This window comes from Streptomyces sp. NRRL B-3229 (assembly GCF_000719505.1).
Classification (GTDB): Bacteria; Actinomycetota; Actinomycetes; order Streptomycetales; family Streptomycetaceae; genus Streptomyces; species Streptomyces griseorubiginosus.
Window position 1 is genome coordinate 435,474 of the sequence record NZ_JOGP01000007.1, and the last position, 16,546, is coordinate 452,019.

The following is a 16,546-nucleotide window of genomic DNA, read 5'->3' on the forward strand; positions in this document are numbered from 1 at the left end:
CTACGACTCGGTAGTTGAATTCTTGATCTCAAGGGACTTGAGAGAACAGTCCTTGCAGCGGCCGAAGATCGCGAAGTGCTTCATGTCGGTCTCGAAGCCGAAGGTGTCGCGCAGCTTGGCCGTGAACTCGGCGGCCACCTTGATGTCGGCCTCGATGACGTTCTGGCAGTCGCGGCAGACCAGGTGGATGTGGTGGTGCCGGTCGGCGAGGTGGTACGTCGGCGCCCCGTGGCCCAGGTGGGCATGGCTGACCAGCCCGAGCTCCTCCAGGAGCTCCAGCGTCCGGTAGACCGTGGAAATGTTGACCCCCGAGGCCGTCTTCTTCACTTCCGTGAGGATGTCGTCGGGGGTCGCGTGCTCCAGGGTGTCCACAGCTTCGAGGACAAGCTGGCGCTGCGGCGTCAGCCGGTAGCCGCGCTGCCTGAGGTCGCTCTTCCAGTCGGTGCTCACCACACCGGAAAGTCTAGGACCTCCCGGCGCGGAGCCCACCGGAATCGGGAGCGGGCCTACTGGAATCGGAGGCCTGCTTGGATCGGCGGCCTACTTGAAGAACGCGATGCCGTCGTCCGGCATGTCGTCGGGCAGGGCCTTGGCCCAGCGCTCGACCTCCTCCGGGGTGACGACCTTCTTCAGGTGGGCCGACATGTAGGGGCGCAGCTCGACCTCGGGGGTCTGCTTCTCGCCGACCCACATGAGGTCGCTCTTGACGTAGCCGTACAGGCGCTTGCCACCGCTGTACGGCCCGGAGGCGGCCGTGCGGGCGACAGCGTCGGTCACCAGGTCGATCTGCGGCTTCTGGTCGGCCATCTCGCCGTACCAGATCTCGACCACGCCGTCGTCGCGGACCATCGTCACCTCGACCTTGCGGTCGGAGTCGATGCGCCAGAAGCCGTGCTCGGTCTCCAGCGGGCGGACCTTGTTGCCGTCGTTGTCGAGGACCCAGGTGTGGGACTCGTACTCCAGGAAGTCCCGGCCGTCGTGGCTGAACGTCACTTCCTGGCCGAAGTTGCACTTCTCCGAGCCGGGGAAGTCGTGCACGCCCGCGCCGGCCCAGTTGCCGAGCAGGAAGGCGAGCGGGACGAGGTCCTTGTGGAGGTCGGACGGGATCTCGATCATGAGTGGCGGTTCCTAGACGAAGGTCAGCGCTGGCCCTGGTACAGCTTCTTCACGGTCAGTCCGGCGAAGGCGAGAACGCCGACGCAGACCAGGACCAGCAGGGCTTCGAAGAAGATCTCCACGGGGTGCTCCTCGGATGAGCGGAGTGCGGTGCATGTACACAGGGCCGGGCCCCAGCTTACGCGGCCGGGGCCCGGGGGACCGTGCGGGCCTCCTCACGCCAGGAGCTGGCTCTGGAGGGTCACCGTCTGCTGGAAGGGGACGGGGCGCGCGGTGCCCTTGCGGTCCTGCACGACCAGGGCGAGGACGTCACCGGCGGCCAGGTAGGCCTGCCGGGTCTGTTCGGTGCCGTACTGCTTGGACTCGGTGTAGACGACGCGCGTGACGTCCTCGATCTGGGCCTTGGCCGGGAAGCCGTCGTCGGAGACCGACTCGGCGGCGCCGCGCAGCTGGTAGCCCGGGCCGCCGTACGGGGCGATCTGGCCGATGAGCTCGTCGACGACGGCCGCGGTGTCGAACTGGAGCAGGTAGACGCGGGTGTGCGTGCCGTCGGGGGTGGTCCAGCCGCGGGCCGCGATGTGACGCAGCCCGTACTGGGTGAACCTCTGCGCCAGTTCCTCGCGGTCGCTCTTCTGCGCGTACTCCGTGAGGAGGTCCTTCGTCGGGAGCCAGCCGTCGGTGCCGCGCAGCGCAGGGTCCGCCGTCGCCTGCTTCGGCGCGGGCAGCACCAGTCGGCGCAGATCGGCGTAGTGCGTCCCGCTCTTGTTCCCCTCGGCGAGCGGCCCCGGACGCCCCTTCGGCAACGGCGGCTTCGTGAGCGTGGGGTACTCCCACCTCCCGTCAGACACGGTCCCGAGCCCGGGGACGTCGGTCCGCTCCATGCCCGCGATCCCGTACGCCGTCCCGGCTCCCACCGCCGCGAAGACGACCACCGCGGCCGTCCAGCGGAGTCCGGCACGGAGCAGACGGCGGGACTTGAGGGGGCGCGGCGCGGGGGGCGGGGTGGACTCCGCGAGAGCCGCGGTGGTGTCCGGTACGCCAGTGGGTGCGCTCGGGGGGACGGTCGCGGAGCCGGAGCCGGAGCCGGAGCCGGGGCCGGAGCCGGGTGCGGGCTCGGGTGCGGGCTCGGGCTCGGGCTCGGGCTCGTCGGTGGGGACGGCGGTGGGGACGGCGGGTGCCGGGACGGGTTCCCGTGCGGCAGCCGACGCCGACGGGCCCGGCCGGGGCTCGTCGGACCGGGGCGCGGCGGAGTCGGACCGGGGCGCACCGGGGGTGGGGCCCTCCGCGGGGGCCGGATGGCTCGTGCTGTGGTCGGTTTCCTCTGCCTGGTGGGTCATACCGCCTCCCCCGGCTCCTCGATGCGGTCGAGCTGTTCGCGCAGGAACATGGCTATGCCTGTCTTCTGGAGGGGCTTCGCACTGGTCGCGTTGAGGGTGACCAGGACGTTGCCCTGCGCGGCGACGCAGTACATGGACTGGAGGCCGTTCTTGCCGTCCTTCTTGTCCGACGGCGGCAGATAGCACGCCGCGTCCTTGTGCCCCTCGATCTTCGGGCCCTCGTCGAAGAACCCGAGGGCGTCGAGGAAGCCCTGCTGGGAGCGGGCGAGGCCGCGGACCGCCGTCGTGCTCGCCATCTGGGCCAGCTGGACGGTCACCACGGAGGCCTGGTCCGTGTAGACGGAGGACAGCTCCTCGGTGCTGACGTAACTGCGCATCGCGATCCCCGAGATGCGCTGTTTGTCGATCCGCTTCTCCAGCGCCTTGCGCTGGCTGCGCGGCAACCCGCTGAGCGACTCCTTCGCCAGCGCCGTCGCCCGGGCCCCGCTGAGCTGCGCGTCGGGCCCGAACTCCGCCATGTCCGGCCCCCGGCTCCAGCCGTCGGCCCCGTACGGCACGAGCATCGCGCCCAGTCCCTTCCCGGGCGCTGCCTTCGCCTCCCCGGCCCCGGCCTTGCCGCCCTTCGGGAACGTCCAGACGGGCGCGCCCGCGTCGCGGTTCGCGCCGTTCACGGTGACGACCGTGACGCCCACCCCCGCCACGACGGCCCCGGCCGCCACGACCGACACGGCGATCGCGGCGATACGGCCACCCCGGCGCCCGCGACCGGCACGGACCGGTTCCGGAGCGGCCCCTTCGCTCACGGCGCCCACGGTGTTCTCGGCACTCGCGGCGTTCTCGGCGTTCTCGCTCACAGCCGCTCCATCTGCCGCTCGGCCAGGTCCATGATTGCCTTCTTGGTGATGGGCTTGGTGTCGTAGATCCAGACCATGAGCGCGACGTCGCCCCGCCACGCGTACGCCTCGGCGTAGTACTGCGGCAGGTAGCCGGGCTTGGTCTTCGGCTTGTCGTGGACGTACACCATGCCGTCCTCCGTGCCCGGGAGCGTCCAGCTCCGGGTGGCGGACTCGCCGGCCGCCCAGGACTGGTTGCCCGACGTGACCTCGGAGGCAGCGAAGACCTCCTCCTGCCTGAACTGGACCAACCGGACCTCGTAGTCCGCCTGGCCCTTGGTCCACCCGGTGGACACCGCCCTGCGGAACTCGTCGCTGACGGCGTCGCCGAAGGCCGCGCCCGGCTTGACGTAGGTGTCCGCGTACGCGGGCAGGCTCAGCCAGCCGTCGACCGAGGACAGCCACACCGCTTTCTTCGTCCCGGCCGGCTTCTTCACCAGCAGCTTCCGCAGGTCGCCGTCGGTCGTGACGCGGCGGTCCTGCGCGGCGGACAGCGGCTCGGGGCCGTCGCCCTTCGCCTGGGCGAGGGTCGGCTGGGAGAGCGAGGGCAGCGGGGTGGGGTCACGGTCGGCCTGGATCAGGTATCCGGCGCAGGTCCCGGCCACGACACCGAGCACGGCCGCGGCGGCGATCAGCAGAGTCGTACGGCCCCGGCGGCGCGGCGGCCGGGCCTCGGCCACCGGTGCCGGCGCAAGCGGCTCAGCCGGGGCAACTGGCGCAACTGGCGCAACTGGCGCAACAGGCTCAGCCGTCGCATCCGGCGTAACCGGCTCAGTCGGCACAACCCGCTCAACCGGATCAACCGGCTCGAACCGCTCGTCGGCCCTCTCTTCGGGCACTTCCAATGCGTCCCCCACAAAGCGTGAAGCGCGCATTCCGTATGCGCGCTTCACAGGAGACCCTCGGTCAATCCCCAGAGTTGTACGGAGGGTTGATCACGATCCGGACACATCCGCAACGCACCCGAACCGAACCGCATCCGCGGCCCGGTTCAGGTCAGGAGCTGGCTCTGGAGGGCCAGGGTCCGAAGGAAGGGCACGGTGCCGACGGTCCCCCTGCCGGACATGCTCCCTGCCTTACGGCCGGGTCTCGTCGTAAGCGCCGACGATCACATCGGGCCACGTCCGACCGCGGCAGCAGGCCAGGGTGCGTCACGGCGCCCCGGCCGTCGTACGTCTACGCTGCCCGCATGGCGAAGAAGCTCGTGATCAAGGTGACCGCCGGGGCAGATGCTCCCGAGCGTTGCTCGCAGGCGTTCACCGTGGCGGCGGTGGCCGTGGCCAGCGGGGTGGACGTGTCGCTCTGGCTGACCGGGGAGTCGGCGTGGTTCGCATTGCCGGGCCGGGCCGCCGAGTTCGAGCTGCCGCACGCGGCGCCGCTGCCCGATCTTTTGGAGTCGATCCTCGCGGGCGGGCGGCTCACCCTGTGCACGCAGTGCGCGGCCCGGCGGGACATCACGGAGAAGGACGTCATCGAGGGCGTACGAATCGCGGGGGCGCAGGTGTTCGTGCAGGAGGCCCTGGGGGACGGGACGCAGGCGCTCGTCTACTGAACCGTCACAGGTGGTCGACAATTCAAGGAAGGGCTTACCCGGCGCGGTTAATGTCGGGCTCGACGGTCATCCGTTCGTCGACACCCATTGCCGCCCCTGGGGGAACCACCGTATGCGCGCCCTGCGAATACTTCTGATCACCGCCGTGATTCTCGGCGGGCTCTTCGTCGCCGCCGACCGGCTGGCGGTCCACTTCGCGGAAGGCGAGGTCGCGGACCGGTTGCAGTCACGGGAGGGGCTGACGACGACGCCGAGCGTCGACATCAAGGGGTTCCCCTTCCTGACCCAGGTGGCCGGCGGTGAGCTCGACGACGTCCAGGTCGGCATGAAGGAGTACGACGCGGACACCGGCACCAGCGGCGGCAAGATCCGCATCGACGACCTGAACGCCGCCATGAAGGGCGTCGCGTTCTCCGGCGACTACAGCTCCGCCACCGCCACCACCGCCGCCGGCAGCGCGGCCGTCACCTACGACCAGCTGCTCAAGGCCGCCAAGTCGCAGGAGACCCGGCTGCCGTTCGGCATCACCGCGAAGGTCGTCGGGCTCTCCGACGGCGGCGACGGCAAGATCAAGGTCGACATCAAGGTGAGCGCCCTGGAGAAGCCCGTCTCCGTGCTGAGCACCGTGAGCGTGGTCGACGGCGACACCGTGCGGGTGCACGCCGACTCGATCCCCAGCTTCGGCAACATCACCCTCGCCGACTCCGACTTCCGTTCCATCGCCGACTTCGACCAGAAGATCGAGGGCCTGCCGGGCGGCATCAAGCTCGACAAGGTGCAGGCCGGTGCGAACGGTGTGGAGATCGCGGTGAAGGGTTCGAACGTCAGGCTCGCCGGGTAGGACGAGCGTCGGACCGGACCGGGGCGCGCGCGAGCAAGCACGCTGCACACGGAAGCGTCCGACAGGCGAGACGGTGACGTCCGCACCGTAGATGTGATGACGACTACATCCGCCCGGGAACCGTGGGAACACGGCCCGGGCGGGCCTTTGATCCCACATTCCGGACGATCGCATCTCACCATGCGACACACCGGTGACATGCCGGTATGTCCGTCCCTACGATCGAGGCCATGAAGCGACAGGCGGATCTCACGAAGCGGCGGGCAGTAGACCTGTGCCGTGTCGCCGCCATGCTCTGTCGCCCCTTCTGAGCGGACGGCATCGACCTCCGCATCCCCTTGCCCTGGCGCCCCCAGGGCATCCGTGCGCCCCGCGCACCCTTCCGCACGCCCCGCCGCAACTGCCCCGGAGGAGAAAGAGCATGAGCCGCAGCGACGTCCTGGTCGACGCCGACTGGGTCGAGGCCAACCTCGACAACGCCGACATCGCGATCGTGGAGGTGGACGAAGACACGTCCGCCTACGAGAAGAACCACATCCGCAACGCGATCCGCATCGACTGGACCAAGGACCTTCAGGACCCGGTCCGCCGTGACTTCGTCGACCAGGAGGGCTTCGAGAAGCTCCTCTCGGCGAAGGGCATCGCCAACGACACCCTGGTGATCCTCTACGGCGGCAACAACAACTGGTTCGCGTCCTACGCCTACTGGTACTTCAAGCTCTACGGCCACGAGAACGTCAAGCTCCTCGACGGCGGCCGCAAGAAGTGGGAGCTGGACGCCCGCGAGCTGGTCGAGGACGTGCCCGAGCGCCCCACGACCGACTACAAGGCGAAGCCGCAGAACACGGCCATCCGCGCCTTCCGTGACGACGTGGTGGCGGCCATCGGTTCGCAGAACCTGGTCGACGTGCGCTCCCCCGACGAGTTCTCCGGCAAGCTGCTCGCTCCCGCGCACCTGCCGCAGGAGCAGTCGCAGCGTCCCGGTCACGTCCCGTCCGCGCGCAACATCCCGTGGTCGAAGAACGCCAACGACGACGGCACCTTCAAGTCGGACGAGGAGCTCAAGGAGCTCTACGCCGAGGAGCAGGTCGACCTCGCCAAGGACACCATCGCGTACTGCCGTATCGGTGAGCGCTCGGCCCTGACCTGGTTCGTGCTGCACGAGTTGCTCGGTGTCGAGAACGTCAAGAACTACGACGGCTCCTGGACCGAGTACGGCTCCCTGGTCGGCGTTCCGATCGAGCTCGGCGCCAACAAGTAAGACCCACCCGCAAATCCCGACCGGCCTTCCTTCCGGTCAGACCGTTCTGAATCTGGAGAAAGACATGTGTGGAGCGAAGGCCGGCGGCCCGGACGCCTCGACGATCAAGCCCGGTGAGACCACGATCCAGGGTCAGGTGACGCGTGACGGCGAGCCTGTGGTGGGTTACGTCCGCCTCCTGGACTCGACCGGCGAGTTCACGGCAGAGGTGCCGACCTCCGCGACGGGCCAGTTCCGCTTCTACGCGGCCGAGGGCACCTGGACCGTCCGCGCCCTGGTTCCGGGCGGCACCGCGGACCGTACGGTCGTCGCCCAGCATGGCGGCCTGGCCGAGGTCGCGATCGCGGTCTGAAACGCTTGAGCGCAGTCGAAGGGCCGCACCCCCGGGGTGCGGCCCTTTCGGCCTGTGCGGTCCTTCGGCCTGTCCGGCCCTTTCGGCCCGTGCGGGCCTACGCTGGAGGCATGTTGGCGCGACGACGGCGTCTCTACTTCGCCATGATGGGCACGTGCATCGGCCTGTTCGTCCTGGCCTGGGGAGTCGTGCGGCTCTGGTCGGTCCCGGTGGCCGTGGGGATGTGCGTGGTGGCCATGGTGATCCCGCCGCTCGCCGCGATGGTCGCCAACCGGCGCGGCCCCGACGACCGCTGGTGGGACGACCCCTCCGGCGACCCCAAGTCCGACGAGTGGTGGGACGAACTGGACGGGAAGAAGCGGCGCCAGTAGGAAACGGGCATGTCCTCCTCCGCGAGCAGCGAGAAGCCCGGCACGTCGTCCGCGAGGCTGTCCACCGTCGTCCTCGACGCCCGGGACGCCCATGAGCTGGCCGCCTTCTACCAGCGCCTGCTCGGGTACGTGGTGCGCGCCGAGGAGCCGCACTGGGTGCTCATCGGCCCGCCGCCGGGCACCGCGGGCACGTCACTCGCCTTCGAGACCGAGCCCGACTACGTCCCGCCGGTCTGGCCCACGCGCAGGCCCGGCGACCAGCAGATGATGCTGCACCTGGACATCGAGGTGGACGACCTGGAGGCAGAGGCCGCACGGGCCGTGGCGGAGGGGGCGCGGCTCGCCGACCACCAGCCGCAGGAGGACGTACGGGTGCTGTACGACCCGTCCGGGCACCCCTTCTGTCTCTGGACCGAGACGCCTAGCTGATCGCGCGGCCCAGGACGTACACCGCCGGGGCCGCCGCCGCCAGGGGCAGCGCCACGCCCGCTGTGAAGTGCACGAAGCGGGACGGGTAGTCGTAGCTCGCGACCCGGTGGCCGATCAGCGCGCACACCGCCGCGCCCGCGCCGAGCAGCGCGCCCTTGGCGCCGAGGCCCGTCATCCCGCCGACCGCGATGCCCGCGCCCGCCGCGGCGAGCAGCGAGACGACCACCGAGGCCGGGGTCGGCAGGGGCAGCGCCCGGGCCAGGACGGCCACGGCCACCGCGGCCGCGCCCACGGACACCGCGTCCGGGTCGGCCGCCAGGTAGCCGGTCGCCACGATCGCCAGCGCCGCCGAGGCGACGGTCGCCATCAGGCCGTACATCCGCTCGTCCGGGTCGGCGTGCGAGCGGAGCTGCATCACCAGGCTGAGCAGGACCCAGACGCCGAGGGTGCCGAGGATCGCGGCGGGGCCGTTGGACCGGCCCGCCACGAGCAGCGCCGCGTCCGCGACCAGCGCGCCGAGGAAGGCCAGCGCGATGCCCTGCCGGGCCGGCCACATGCCGTTCAGCCGGAACCAGCCGGCCGCGGTCACCGCTTGGAGGGCGACGAGGGGCACGAGAAGGGCGTACGACCCGAAGGTCGCCGTGCCGGACAGCAGCAGGCCGAGGAGCGCGGTGAGCGCGGCCGGTTGGATGCCGGGCTCGATGATCGGGGACCGCCCTTCGAGCCGGGCACGCTGGGCGTCGGTGACGCGGGAGTTCCCGGCGAGGGTGGCGGGGCCGTAGCCGGAGGGCGGGGCGTCGGAGTCGGGGAGCGGCTCGGCGGGGCCGGAGGCGGGGAGCGGCTGGGCGGCACCGGCACCCGTCGGCCCGGGGCCGTGACCGGCGGGGCCATGACCGGCCGGGCCGGAAGCCGCCGCGTAACCGTATGCGGCCGGGGCCGAACCTGCTCCGGGGCCGTACGCGTCCGAGCCCGGAACCGCCTGCGCGGAGCCGTACCCACCGGCTCCCGGAACCGCCTGCGCAGAGTCGTACGCGTCGGCTCCCTGAGCAGAGCCGTACCCACCGGCTCCAGGTCCCGCCTGCGCCGAGCCGTACCCACCGGCGCCCCGGTCCGTGCCGTACCCCTGGGCATCGCCCTCGTACCCCTGCTGCGGCAGGTACGCCGTCTCCGGGGCGGCCTGGGCCGGGGTGTGGAGCTGGGTGTCCCAGGTCTGGCCCTGCCACTGCTGGGTGTGCTGCTGGGCGGACTGCGGGTCCTCGTGGCCCTGGTCCGCGTGGGCGGGCCAACCCTGCTGCGGATACTGGTCGTAGCCCTCGTACGGCTGGTTCGGCTGGTTCGTCATCGTGATCCTCCTGCGAACGGCGGGAGCACCTCGACCGTGCCGCCGTCGGCCAGCCGTACCGTCTCATGTCCGCGGGTGCCCACGGGGTCGCCGTCGACGAGGAACGAGCATCGCCGCAGGACGCGCACGAGCTCACCGGGGTGTCGCTCACGCGCCGCGTCCAGCGCATCGGCGAGCGTGACCGCGTCGAACGGCTCCTCGGCGATCCCGGCCGCGGCCTTCGCGGCGGCCCAGTAGCGCACCGTGACCTTTGGCATCCGCTTCCTCAATCGAATCGGTGATGTACGCGCCCAGGCTAGCCGCCCGCTATGACAGCCCAGTCCCCGATCCGGTCCAGCAGTTCGTCGCCGACCGCGTGCTCGGCGTGGCCCATGGGCTCGATCCACAGCTCAGCGTGGTCACCGGCGGCCGCCGCGAGCATCCGCGGGTGGTCGAGGGGGAAGTAGCCGTCGCGGTCGCCGTGCACGATGAGCAGAGGGGCGGGAGCGATCCGCGGGACCGCCTCCACCGGGGAGAGCGGGACCGGGTCCCAGTCCCGGTGGTGGATGCGGGTGCGGAAGCCGTAGCGGCCCACCAGGCGTCCGGCGGGGCGGGTCACCAGCCAGTGGAGTCTGCGCATGGGGGCCGTACCGCGGTAGTACCAGCGGGCCGGGGCGCTGACCGAGACCACGACGTCCGTGTGTGCGCCGCTCTCCGGCCCGTACAGCGCCGCGTGCCGCAGCACCACCGAGCCGCCCATGGAGAAGCCCACGGTCGCCACGCGCGTGTGGCCGAGCCCGCGGGCCCACTCCACCGCGGCGGCCAGATCCAGCACCTCGCGGTCGCCGACCGTCGAGCGCCCGCCGGAGGCGCCGTGGCCGCGGAAGGAGAAGGTGACGACGGCGCCGTACCGCGTGAGGGCCTTCACCACCCGGCGAACATGAGGACGATCCACATCGCCGGTGAAACCGTGCGCGACGACGAACACCAGGTCACGGGAGGGTGGCCGGGAGAGGTCGTATACGAAGGAGGGCGGATCGTATACGGAATCGATCGTCACACCGTCGACGGTGTGCAGAAACGTCCGTATAGGTGCGCGTCTGCGCGTCTCAGAGTGCGGACGAGCCGTGGAACGTGCCACACGACCTGCCGGATCCATGCTCATGTGGGCTATTCTCCTGGGAAGAGGACTCGGGCGACGCAGCCCCCGGGTCCTTTTGTGCTTTCGGATACGCCTGTATACGAAAGCAACGACCTCGCCGGGACCGAGGAGGAACCAGACGTATGAGTTCTCTGCTGCTCCTGACCAACGCCCTCCAGCCGTCGACGGAGGTGCTGCCGGCCCTCGGCCTGCTCCTGCACAACGTGCGCGTGGCACCCGCGGAGGGCCCCGCACTCGTCGACACCCCTGGTGCCGACGTCATCCTCATCGACGGACGCCGTGACCTGCCGCAGGTGCGCAGCCTGTGCCAGCTGCTGCGTTCCACGGGGCCGGGCTGTCCGCTCATCCTCGTCGTGACCGAGGGCGGCCTCGCCGCCGTCACCGCCGACTGGGGCATCGACGACGTGCTCCTCGACACCGCCGGACCGGCGGAGGTCGAGGCGCGGCTGCGGCTCGCCATGGGCCGCCAGCAGATCGTCAACGACGACTCCCCCATGGAGATCCGCAACGGCGACCTCTCCGTGGACGAGGCCACCTACTCCGCGAAGCTCAAGGGCCGGGTCCTCGACCTCACCTTCAAGGAGTTCGAGCTCCTCAAGTACCTCGCCCAGCACCCGGGCCGCGTCTTCACGCGCGCGCAGCTGCTCCAGGAGGTCTGGGGCTACGACTACTTCGGCGGCACCCGAACGGTCGACGTGCACGTACGACGCCTGCGCGCCAAGCTCGGACCCGAGCACGAGTCGCTGATCGGGACCGTCCGGAACGTCGGTTATCGATTCGTTACGCCCGAGAAGGGCGACCGGATCACCGACGAAGCGAAGGCCAAGGCGGAGCAGGCAAAGGCGGAGGAAATGGACGAGAGCCCCGCCCTCGAAGACGTAGAGGCGTAACGGGCCCCGCGCATGGGCAGAGCTCCCGCACCGACGCACGCCCGCGAGCCTCTTCGCGGGGGTACGGAGGCCGCCTTCACGCCCTGCCCAGAGCGGGTCCATCCGCGTAGACTCCGCGCGTGGCCAAGGTAACCAGGGATGACGTGGCAAGACTCGCGGGGACGTCCACCGCGGTGGTCAGCTACGTCATCAACAACGGACCCCGGCCGGTTGCCCCGGCCACGCGCGAGCGTGTCCTCGCCGCGATCAAGGAGCTGGGGTACCGGCCCGACCGGGTCGCCCAGGCGATGGCGTCCCGGCGCACCGACCTCATAGGCCTGATCGTGCCGGACGCGCGCCAGCCGTTCTTCGCCGAGATGGCGCACGCGGTGGAACAGGCCGCGTCCGAGCGCGGAAAGATGGTCCTGGTCGGTAACTCCGACTACATCGGCGAGCGCGAGGTCCACTACCTGCGCGCGTTCCTCGGGATGCGGGTCTCCGGGCTGATCCTGGTCTCGCACGCCCTGAACGACAACGCGGCCGCCGAGATAGACGCCTGGGACGCCCGGGTCGTGCTGCTGCACGAGCGGCCGGAGGCCATCGACGACGTCGCCGTCGTCCTCGACGACGTCAACGGCGCGAAGACCGCCGTCGAGCACCTGCTGGGCCACGGCTACCCCTATGTCGCCTGTATGGGCGGCACCGCCGACACCCCCTCCGTCGGCGACCCGGTCTCCGACCACGTCGAGGGCTGGCGGCAGGCCATGCAGGAGGCCGGGCTGCCCACCGAGGGACGGCTCTTCGAGGCGCCGTACAACCGTTACGACGCCTACAAGGTGGGTCTGGAGATCCTCGCCGGGCCGCAGCGCCCGCCCGCGATCTTCTGCTCCACCGACGACCAGGCGATCGGCCTGCTGCGGGCCGCGCGCGAGCTGCGCATCGACGTGCCGGGCGAGCTCGGGGTCATCGGGTTCGACGACATCAAGGAAGCCGCGCTCGCCGATCCGCCGATGACGACCATCGCCTCGGACCGCTCGGCGATGGCCCGGGCCGCGGTGGACCTCGTCCTCGACGACGGGCTGCGGGTGGCCGGCTCCCGTCGCGAACGGGTCAAGGTGTTCCCCTCCCGCCTGGTCGTACGGCGGTCCTGCGGCTGCGGGTGAGGTATCTGAAGACCGTCTGAGAACACCTGGCCCAAGGCCCAGCAGCGGCCTTATATCGGGCATACGAGGTTCTGCCGGGCTTCTCAGGGAGCACTCAGCAAGCTCTCATGGTCGCGGGACAAGCTGTGTGACATGACCGAGAGCTTCCGCCGCGACGGCGAGTACGAGCAGTACGACAACCCCCACCAGGGCGCCCAGCAGCAGCACGCTTCGTCGCCCGTGAACCCGGAGTGGCCGCCCCCGCCGGCCCAGCCGCCCGCGCAGCACACCCAGCCCACGACGCCGATCCAGCAGCCGGCCGCCTTCGCCGCCCCGGGCGAGGGTGCGTACGGCCGCGACGGCGGTTCCCACGGCGGTGACGGCAACGGCGGCGGAACCGCTCTTCTCACCGCGCCTCCCGCGGGGCCCGCCCCGACGCCCAAGCGGCGCTCCCGCGGCCCGATCGCCCTCCTCGCCGCCGTGGCCATCGTCGCCGCGGTGATAGGAGGCGGCACCGCCTACGGCATCCAGGAGCTGACCGGCAACGACACGGTCACCTCCAGCAGCACCAGCACCAGCGTGGTGCCGTCCTCCGCCAAGGGCACGGTCGCCGGGGTCGCCAAGGCGGTCAGCCCGAGCATCGTCGAGATCAACGCCACCTCGAACTCCGGTGAGTCCACCGGCTCCGGCGTGATCATCACCAGCGACGGCGAGATCATCACCAACAACCACGTCGTCGCCGGCGCCTCCACCATCAAGGTGAGCACCAGCAACGGCAAGACCTACACCGCGAAGGTCGTCGGCACCGACCCCAAGAAGGACCTCGCCCTCATCAAGCTGGAGAACGCCTCCGGTCTGAGTGTGGCAACCTTCGGCAACTCCGACGGCGTCCAGGTCGGCGACCAGGTCGTGGCGATCGGCTCCCCCGAGGGCCTGACCGGCACCGTCACCAGCGGCATCGTCTCCGCCCTCAACCGGGACGTCACCGTCTCCACGGAGGAGGGCCAGCAGCAGCAGAACCAGGGCGGCGGGTTCGGCGGCGGCAACGGCCAGTGGCCGTTCGAGTTCGGCGGCCAGCAGTTCAACGGCGACACCGGCTCCTCGACGACGACGTACAAGGCGATCCAGACCGACGCCTCGCTGAACCCCGGCAACTCCGGGGGCGCGCTGATCGACATGAACGGCAACATCATCGGCATCAACTCGGCTATGTACTCGGCCAGTTCGGACTCCTCGACGGCCGGCAGCGCGGGCCTCGGGTTCTCCATCCCGATCAACACCGTCAAGTCCGACCTGGCCACGCTGCGGGCCGGCGGCACCGACAACTGAACCTCCTCCACCCGGTAGGGAGCACGTCATGATCCAGCAGGTCTCGCACACGGTGTCCGGCGCCGATCCGGCCGGGTTCGCCCTGGCCCTCGACGTGGCGTACGCACTGCACCCGCCGGTGCCGCGGGCGCCCGAGGTGGCGGCCACGACGGTCGCCACGGCGGTGGCCCGCCGCGGGGCGAACGCCGGCCGCGCCCGCCGCCGCGGCGCCACCCGCTGACCCCGTGCCCTTGTCGCACCGGGCGGGAACCGTGCGAGGCTGAAAGCGTTCACCCGCCGGCTCCCCGCCGTCCCCACCGCACCCGAGGAATCCGAAGCCATGAGCCCCGCCGAAGGCGACCGTGACCCCCAGCGCATCCTGATCGTCGACGACGAGCCGGCGGTACGCGAAGCTCTCCAGCGCAGCCTCGCCTTCGAGGGCTACGACACCCAGGTCGCCGTGGACGGGGCCGACGCCCTCGACAAGGCGAGCGCGTACCGGCCCGACCTGGTCGTCCTCGACATCCAGATGCCGCGCATGGACGGGCTCACGGCCGCCCGGCGGATCCGCGGCGCGGGCGACACGACCCCCATCCTGATGCTGACGGCCCGCGACACGGTCGGCGACCGGGTCACCGGGCTCGACGCGGGCGCCGACGACTACCTGGTCAAGCCGTTCGAACTGGACGAGCTGTTCGCCCGGGTCCGGGCGCTGCTGCGGCGGTCCTCCTACGCGGCGGCGGCCGGGGCGGCGTCCGCCGAGGACGACGAGGCGCTCACCTTCGCGGACCTTCGCATGGACCTGGCGACGCGGGAGGTCACCCGGGCGGGACGGCCGGTGGAACTGACCCGCACGGAGTTCACGCTCCTGGAGATGTTCATGGCCCACCCGCGGCAGGTGCTGACGCGGGAGCAGATCCTGAAGGCGGTCTGGGGCTTCGACTTCGAGCCGTCGTCGAACTCGCTGGACGTGTACGTGATGTACCTGCGCCGCAAGACGGAGGCGGGCGGCGAGCCGCGGCTCGTGCACACGGTGCGGGGCGTGGGGTACGTGCTGCGACAGGGCGGCGCGGAGTGAACTCGGTCGTACGGCGGTACCGGTCCCTCCCGATCCGCTCCCGCCTCGCGCTCCTGGTGGCGGCGGCGGTGGCGTTCGCGGTGGCGGCGGTGTCGGTGACGTGCTGGTTCATCGTGCAGGGGAAGCTGTACGACCAGGTCGACGCCGATCTCAAGGAGATGCAGCAGCCGCAGCGGTACGACCAGGTCCTGGGACTCCTCACCAGCTGCCCACAGGCCCCTCAGGCCGACCAGAGCTACCGGGGCGGCACCAACGATCTCGGCGCCAGGAACGCCTACATCCAGCTGGTCAAGTCGAACGGCAAGGCCTGCGTCTCCGCGACCTCGGCCGGAACTGTCAAGGTCACCGGCACCGACACGAACGTCATCAAGAACGCCGCCGTCACCGGCAGCGGCATCATCCGCAACGGCACCGACGGCGACGGCCAGGCCGTGCGCGTACTCACCACTCCCCTGCTCGTCAGTCAGGGCCCGGGCAATCCGCCCCAGGTCTACCCCGACACCGCCCTCACCATCGCCATCTCGCTCAAGGGCACCCAGTCCACGCTGAACGATCTCGCCCTCATCCTCCTGCTCGTCTCCGGTGTCGGCGTACTCGGTGCGGGCGCCGCCGGCCTCGCTGTCGCCCGTGCGGGTCTGAGGCCCATCGACAAGCTCACCGAGGCCGTGGAGCACGTGGCACGGACGGAGGACTTGGGCATCCGCATCCCCGTCGACGAGGGCGCCGAGGACGAAGTCGCCCGGCTTTCGCGGTCGTTCAACTCGATGACCTCCTCCCTCGCCAGCTCGCGCGATCTCCAGCAGCAGCTGATCGCCGACGCCGGGCACGAGCTGCGCACCCCCCTCACCTCCCTGCGCACCAACATCGAGCTGCTCACCCGCAGCGAGGAGACCGGCCGCCCCCTCCCGGAGGCGGACCGCAAGGCGCTGCTCGCCTCGGTGAAGGCGCAGATGACCGAACTGGGCTCCCTGATCGGTGACTTGCAGGAACTGTCCCGCTCGGAGGGCCAGCGCGGCGAACGCGTGCAGGTGGTGTCCCTGGAGGACACCGTCGAGGCGGCCCTGCGAAGGGCACGTCTGCGCGGACCGGAACTGATCATCGACGCCTCGCTGGAGCCCTGGTACACCCGGGCCGAGCCGGCCGCGCTGGAGCGGGCCGTCGTCAACATCCTGGACAACGCGGTGAAGTTCAGCCCCGAGGGCGGCACCATCGAGGTCCGCCTGGACGGGGGCGTCCTCACGGTCCGCGACCACGGCCCCGGCATCCCCGCCGAGGAACTCCCGCACGTCTTCGACCGCTTCTGGCGCTCCCCGTCGGCCCGCGCCCTCCCCGGCTCGGGTCTCGGCCTGTCCATCGTGGCCCGTACGATCGAGCAGTCCGGCGGCCAGGTGACCCTGGACCACGCGGACGGCGGCGGCACGGTCGCGACCGTACGACTCCCCGGGGCCCCGACTCCCCCTCCGGAGAGACCGGAGACGCTGGAGACGCGGACCCCGTGAGGTCGTACGGCCCCC

21 protein-coding genes are annotated in these 16,546 nt (G+C 70.8%); 13 read left to right on the top strand and 8 right to left on the bottom strand.

The genetic code is table 11. The annotated features are described in order from the left end of the window. From IF54_RS0113915 to IF54_RS0113940, 5 genes are all read right to left on the bottom strand, one after another. Positions 1-453 (bottom strand): Fur family transcriptional regulator, encoded by a 453-nt coding sequence (locus tag IF54_RS0113915; protein WP_030318152.1) that lies wholly within the window; start codon positions 451-453, stop codon positions 1-3. Positions 454-540: 87 nt separating this feature from the next. Then, positions 541-1,116: an FABP family protein gene (locus IF54_RS0113920; RefSeq protein ID WP_030318154.1), complete on the bottom strand. Its 576-nt coding sequence runs from the start codon at positions 1,114-1,116 to the stop codon at positions 541-543. 215 nt (positions 1,117-1,331) lie between these two features. Then, complete coding sequence (locus IF54_RS0113930) at positions 1,332-2,453, bottom strand: hypothetical protein (RefSeq protein WP_030318156.1); 1,122 nt, start codon at positions 2,451-2,453, stop codon at positions 1,332-1,334. Then, positions 2,450-3,307 (bottom strand): hypothetical protein, encoded by an 858-nt coding sequence (locus IF54_RS0113935; protein ID WP_234438980.1) that lies wholly within the window; start codon positions 3,305-3,307, stop codon positions 2,450-2,452. Before IF54_RS0113935 ends, IF54_RS0113930 begins: the two co-directional genes overlap by 4 nt. Further along, positions 3,304-4,026 (bottom strand): hypothetical protein, encoded by a 723-nt coding sequence (locus tag IF54_RS0113940; RefSeq protein WP_030318161.1) that lies wholly within the window; start codon positions 4,024-4,026, stop codon positions 3,304-3,306. The genes IF54_RS0113935 and IF54_RS0113940 overlap by 4 nt, the downstream gene beginning before the upstream one ends. Before the next feature lie 509 nt (positions 4,027-4,535). Between IF54_RS0113940 and IF54_RS0113945 the strand changes: the two genes are divergently transcribed. From IF54_RS0113945 to IF54_RS0113970, 7 genes are all read left to right on the top strand, one after another. Further along, a complete protein-coding gene (locus IF54_RS0113945) occupies positions 4,536-4,898 on the top strand; it encodes a DsrE family protein (protein WP_030318163.1) in 363 nt (120 codons plus the stop codon). 112 nt (positions 4,899-5,010) lie between these two features. Further along, positions 5,011-5,739, top strand: a complete 729-nt coding sequence (locus IF54_RS0113950) for a DUF2993 domain-containing protein (protein WP_030318165.1) — start codon at positions 5,011-5,013, stop codon at positions 5,737-5,739. A gap of 230 nt (positions 5,740-5,969) precedes the next feature. Further along, positions 5,970-6,050 carry an Ms5788A family Cys-rich leader peptide gene (locus IF54_RS44170; protein WP_350751515.1) on the top strand — a complete coding sequence of 27 codons (81 nt, stop codon included), beginning with the start codon at positions 5,970-5,972 and terminating at the stop codon, positions 6,048-6,050. 110 nt (positions 6,051-6,160) lie between these two features. After that, positions 6,161-7,000, top strand: a complete 840-nt coding sequence (locus IF54_RS0113955) for a sulfurtransferase (RefSeq protein ID WP_030318167.1) — start codon at positions 6,161-6,163, stop codon at positions 6,998-7,000. Between the two features lie 64 nt (positions 7,001-7,064). Next, positions 7,065-7,352, top strand: coding sequence for a DUF1416 domain-containing protein (locus IF54_RS0113960; protein WP_030318169.1), 288 nt, complete (start codon positions 7,065-7,067; stop codon positions 7,350-7,352). Between the two features lie 110 nt (positions 7,353-7,462). Next, positions 7,463-7,723, top strand: a complete 261-nt coding sequence (locus IF54_RS0113965; RefSeq protein ID WP_030318171.1) for a DUF3099 domain-containing protein — start codon at positions 7,463-7,465, stop codon at positions 7,721-7,723. Between the two features lie 9 nt (positions 7,724-7,732). After that, the gene (locus IF54_RS0113970) at positions 7,733-8,152 is read left to right on the top strand and encodes a VOC family protein (protein WP_030318176.1); all 420 of its coding nucleotides are present in this window, start codon (positions 7,733-7,735) and stop codon (positions 8,150-8,152) included. On the opposite strand, the gene IF54_RS0113975 is transcribed toward IF54_RS0113970, so the two are convergent. Genes IF54_RS0113975 through IF54_RS0113985 form a run of 3 tightly spaced genes read right to left on the bottom strand, consistent with a single transcriptional unit; the run spans position 8,145 to position 10,638 of the window. Continuing rightward, the gene (locus IF54_RS0113975) at positions 8,145-9,494 is read right to left on the bottom strand and encodes a hypothetical protein (RefSeq protein ID WP_030318178.1); all 1,350 of its coding nucleotides are present in this window, start codon (positions 9,492-9,494) and stop codon (positions 8,145-8,147) included. The genes IF54_RS0113970 and IF54_RS0113975 overlap by 8 nt on opposite strands. After that, entirely contained in the window at positions 9,491-9,751 is a 261-nt protein-coding gene (locus IF54_RS0113980; protein WP_030318180.1) for a MoaD/ThiS family protein, read from the bottom strand. Before IF54_RS0113980 ends, IF54_RS0113975 begins: the two co-directional genes overlap by 4 nt. A 38-nt stretch (positions 9,752-9,789) precedes the next feature. After that, a complete protein-coding gene (locus IF54_RS0113985) occupies positions 9,790-10,638 on the bottom strand; it encodes an alpha/beta hydrolase (RefSeq protein ID WP_030318182.1) in 849 nt (282 codons plus the stop codon). A gap of 119 nt (positions 10,639-10,757) precedes the next feature. Here IF54_RS0113985 and IF54_RS0113990 point away from each other — a divergent pair, with 119 nt between their 5' ends. The 6 genes from IF54_RS0113990 to IF54_RS0114015 all read left to right on the top strand — a co-directional run bounded on the left by IF54_RS0113990 (position 10,758) and on the right by IF54_RS0114015 (position 16,531). Then, positions 10,758-11,525: a response regulator transcription factor gene (locus tag IF54_RS0113990; protein WP_030318185.1), complete on the top strand. Its 768-nt coding sequence runs from the start codon at positions 10,758-10,760 to the stop codon at positions 11,523-11,525. 119 nt (positions 11,526-11,644) lie between these two features. After that, positions 11,645-12,667: a LacI family DNA-binding transcriptional regulator gene (locus IF54_RS0113995; RefSeq protein WP_078851969.1), complete on the top strand. Its 1,023-nt coding sequence runs from the start codon at positions 11,645-11,647 to the stop codon at positions 12,665-12,667. Between the two features lie 132 nt (positions 12,668-12,799). Further along, positions 12,800-13,975, top strand: a complete 1,176-nt coding sequence (locus tag IF54_RS0114000; protein WP_030318190.1) for a S1C family serine protease — start codon at positions 12,800-12,802, stop codon at positions 13,973-13,975. Between the two features lie 28 nt (positions 13,976-14,003). Then, positions 14,004-14,195, top strand: coding sequence for a hypothetical protein (locus IF54_RS0114005; RefSeq protein WP_030318192.1), 192 nt, complete (start codon positions 14,004-14,006; stop codon positions 14,193-14,195). Positions 14,196-14,294: 99 nt separating this feature from the next. After that, positions 14,295-15,032 carry a response regulator transcription factor gene (locus IF54_RS0114010; protein WP_030318195.1) on the top strand — a complete coding sequence of 246 codons (738 nt, stop codon included), beginning with the start codon at positions 14,295-14,297 and terminating at the stop codon, positions 15,030-15,032. Further along, positions 15,029-16,531, top strand: coding sequence for a sensor histidine kinase (locus IF54_RS0114015; protein WP_030318197.1), 1,503 nt, complete (start codon positions 15,029-15,031; stop codon positions 16,529-16,531). The genes IF54_RS0114010 and IF54_RS0114015 overlap by 4 nt, the downstream gene beginning before the upstream one ends. Positions 16,532-16,546: the final 15 nt, after the last annotated feature.

Coding starts and splice junctions, on each gene's coding strand:
- IF54_RS0113920 (WP_030318154.1), bottom strand. CDS start 1,116: ATGATCGAGATCCCGTCCGACCTCCACAAGGACCTCGTCCCGCTCGCC.
- IF54_RS0113930 (WP_030318156.1), bottom strand. CDS start 2,453: ATGACCCACCAGGCAGAGGAAACCGACCACAGCACGAGCCATCCGGCC.
- IF54_RS0113945 (WP_030318163.1), top strand. CDS start 4,536: ATGGCGAAGAAGCTCGTGATCAAGGTGACCGCCGGGGCAGATGCTCCC.
- IF54_RS0113950 (WP_030318165.1), top strand. CDS start 5,011: ATGCGCGCCCTGCGAATACTTCTGATCACCGCCGTGATTCTCGGCGGG.
- IF54_RS44170 (WP_350751515.1), top strand. CDS start 5,970: ATGAAGCGACAGGCGGATCTCACGAAGCGGCGGGCAGTAGACCTGTGC.
- IF54_RS0113955 (WP_030318167.1), top strand. CDS start 6,161: ATGAGCCGCAGCGACGTCCTGGTCGACGCCGACTGGGTCGAGGCCAAC.
- IF54_RS0113960 (WP_030318169.1), top strand. CDS start 7,065: ATGTGTGGAGCGAAGGCCGGCGGCCCGGACGCCTCGACGATCAAGCCC.
- IF54_RS0113965 (WP_030318171.1), top strand. CDS start 7,463: ATGTTGGCGCGACGACGGCGTCTCTACTTCGCCATGATGGGCACGTGC.
- IF54_RS0113970 (WP_030318176.1), top strand. CDS start 7,733: ATGTCCTCCTCCGCGAGCAGCGAGAAGCCCGGCACGTCGTCCGCGAGG.
- IF54_RS0113975 (WP_030318178.1), bottom strand. CDS start 9,494: ATGACGAACCAGCCGAACCAGCCGTACGAGGGCTACGACCAGTATCCG.
- IF54_RS0113980 (WP_030318180.1), bottom strand. CDS start 9,751: ATGCCAAAGGTCACGGTGCGCTACTGGGCCGCCGCGAAGGCCGCGGCC.
- IF54_RS0113985 (WP_030318182.1), bottom strand. CDS start 10,638: ATGAGCATGGATCCGGCAGGTCGTGTGGCACGTTCCACGGCTCGTCCG.
- IF54_RS0113990 (WP_030318185.1), top strand. CDS start 10,758: ATGAGTTCTCTGCTGCTCCTGACCAACGCCCTCCAGCCGTCGACGGAG.
- IF54_RS0114000 (WP_030318190.1), top strand. CDS start 12,800: ATGACCGAGAGCTTCCGCCGCGACGGCGAGTACGAGCAGTACGACAAC.
- IF54_RS0114005 (WP_030318192.1), top strand. CDS start 14,004: ATGATCCAGCAGGTCTCGCACACGGTGTCCGGCGCCGATCCGGCCGGG.
- IF54_RS0114010 (WP_030318195.1), top strand. CDS start 14,295: ATGAGCCCCGCCGAAGGCGACCGTGACCCCCAGCGCATCCTGATCGTC.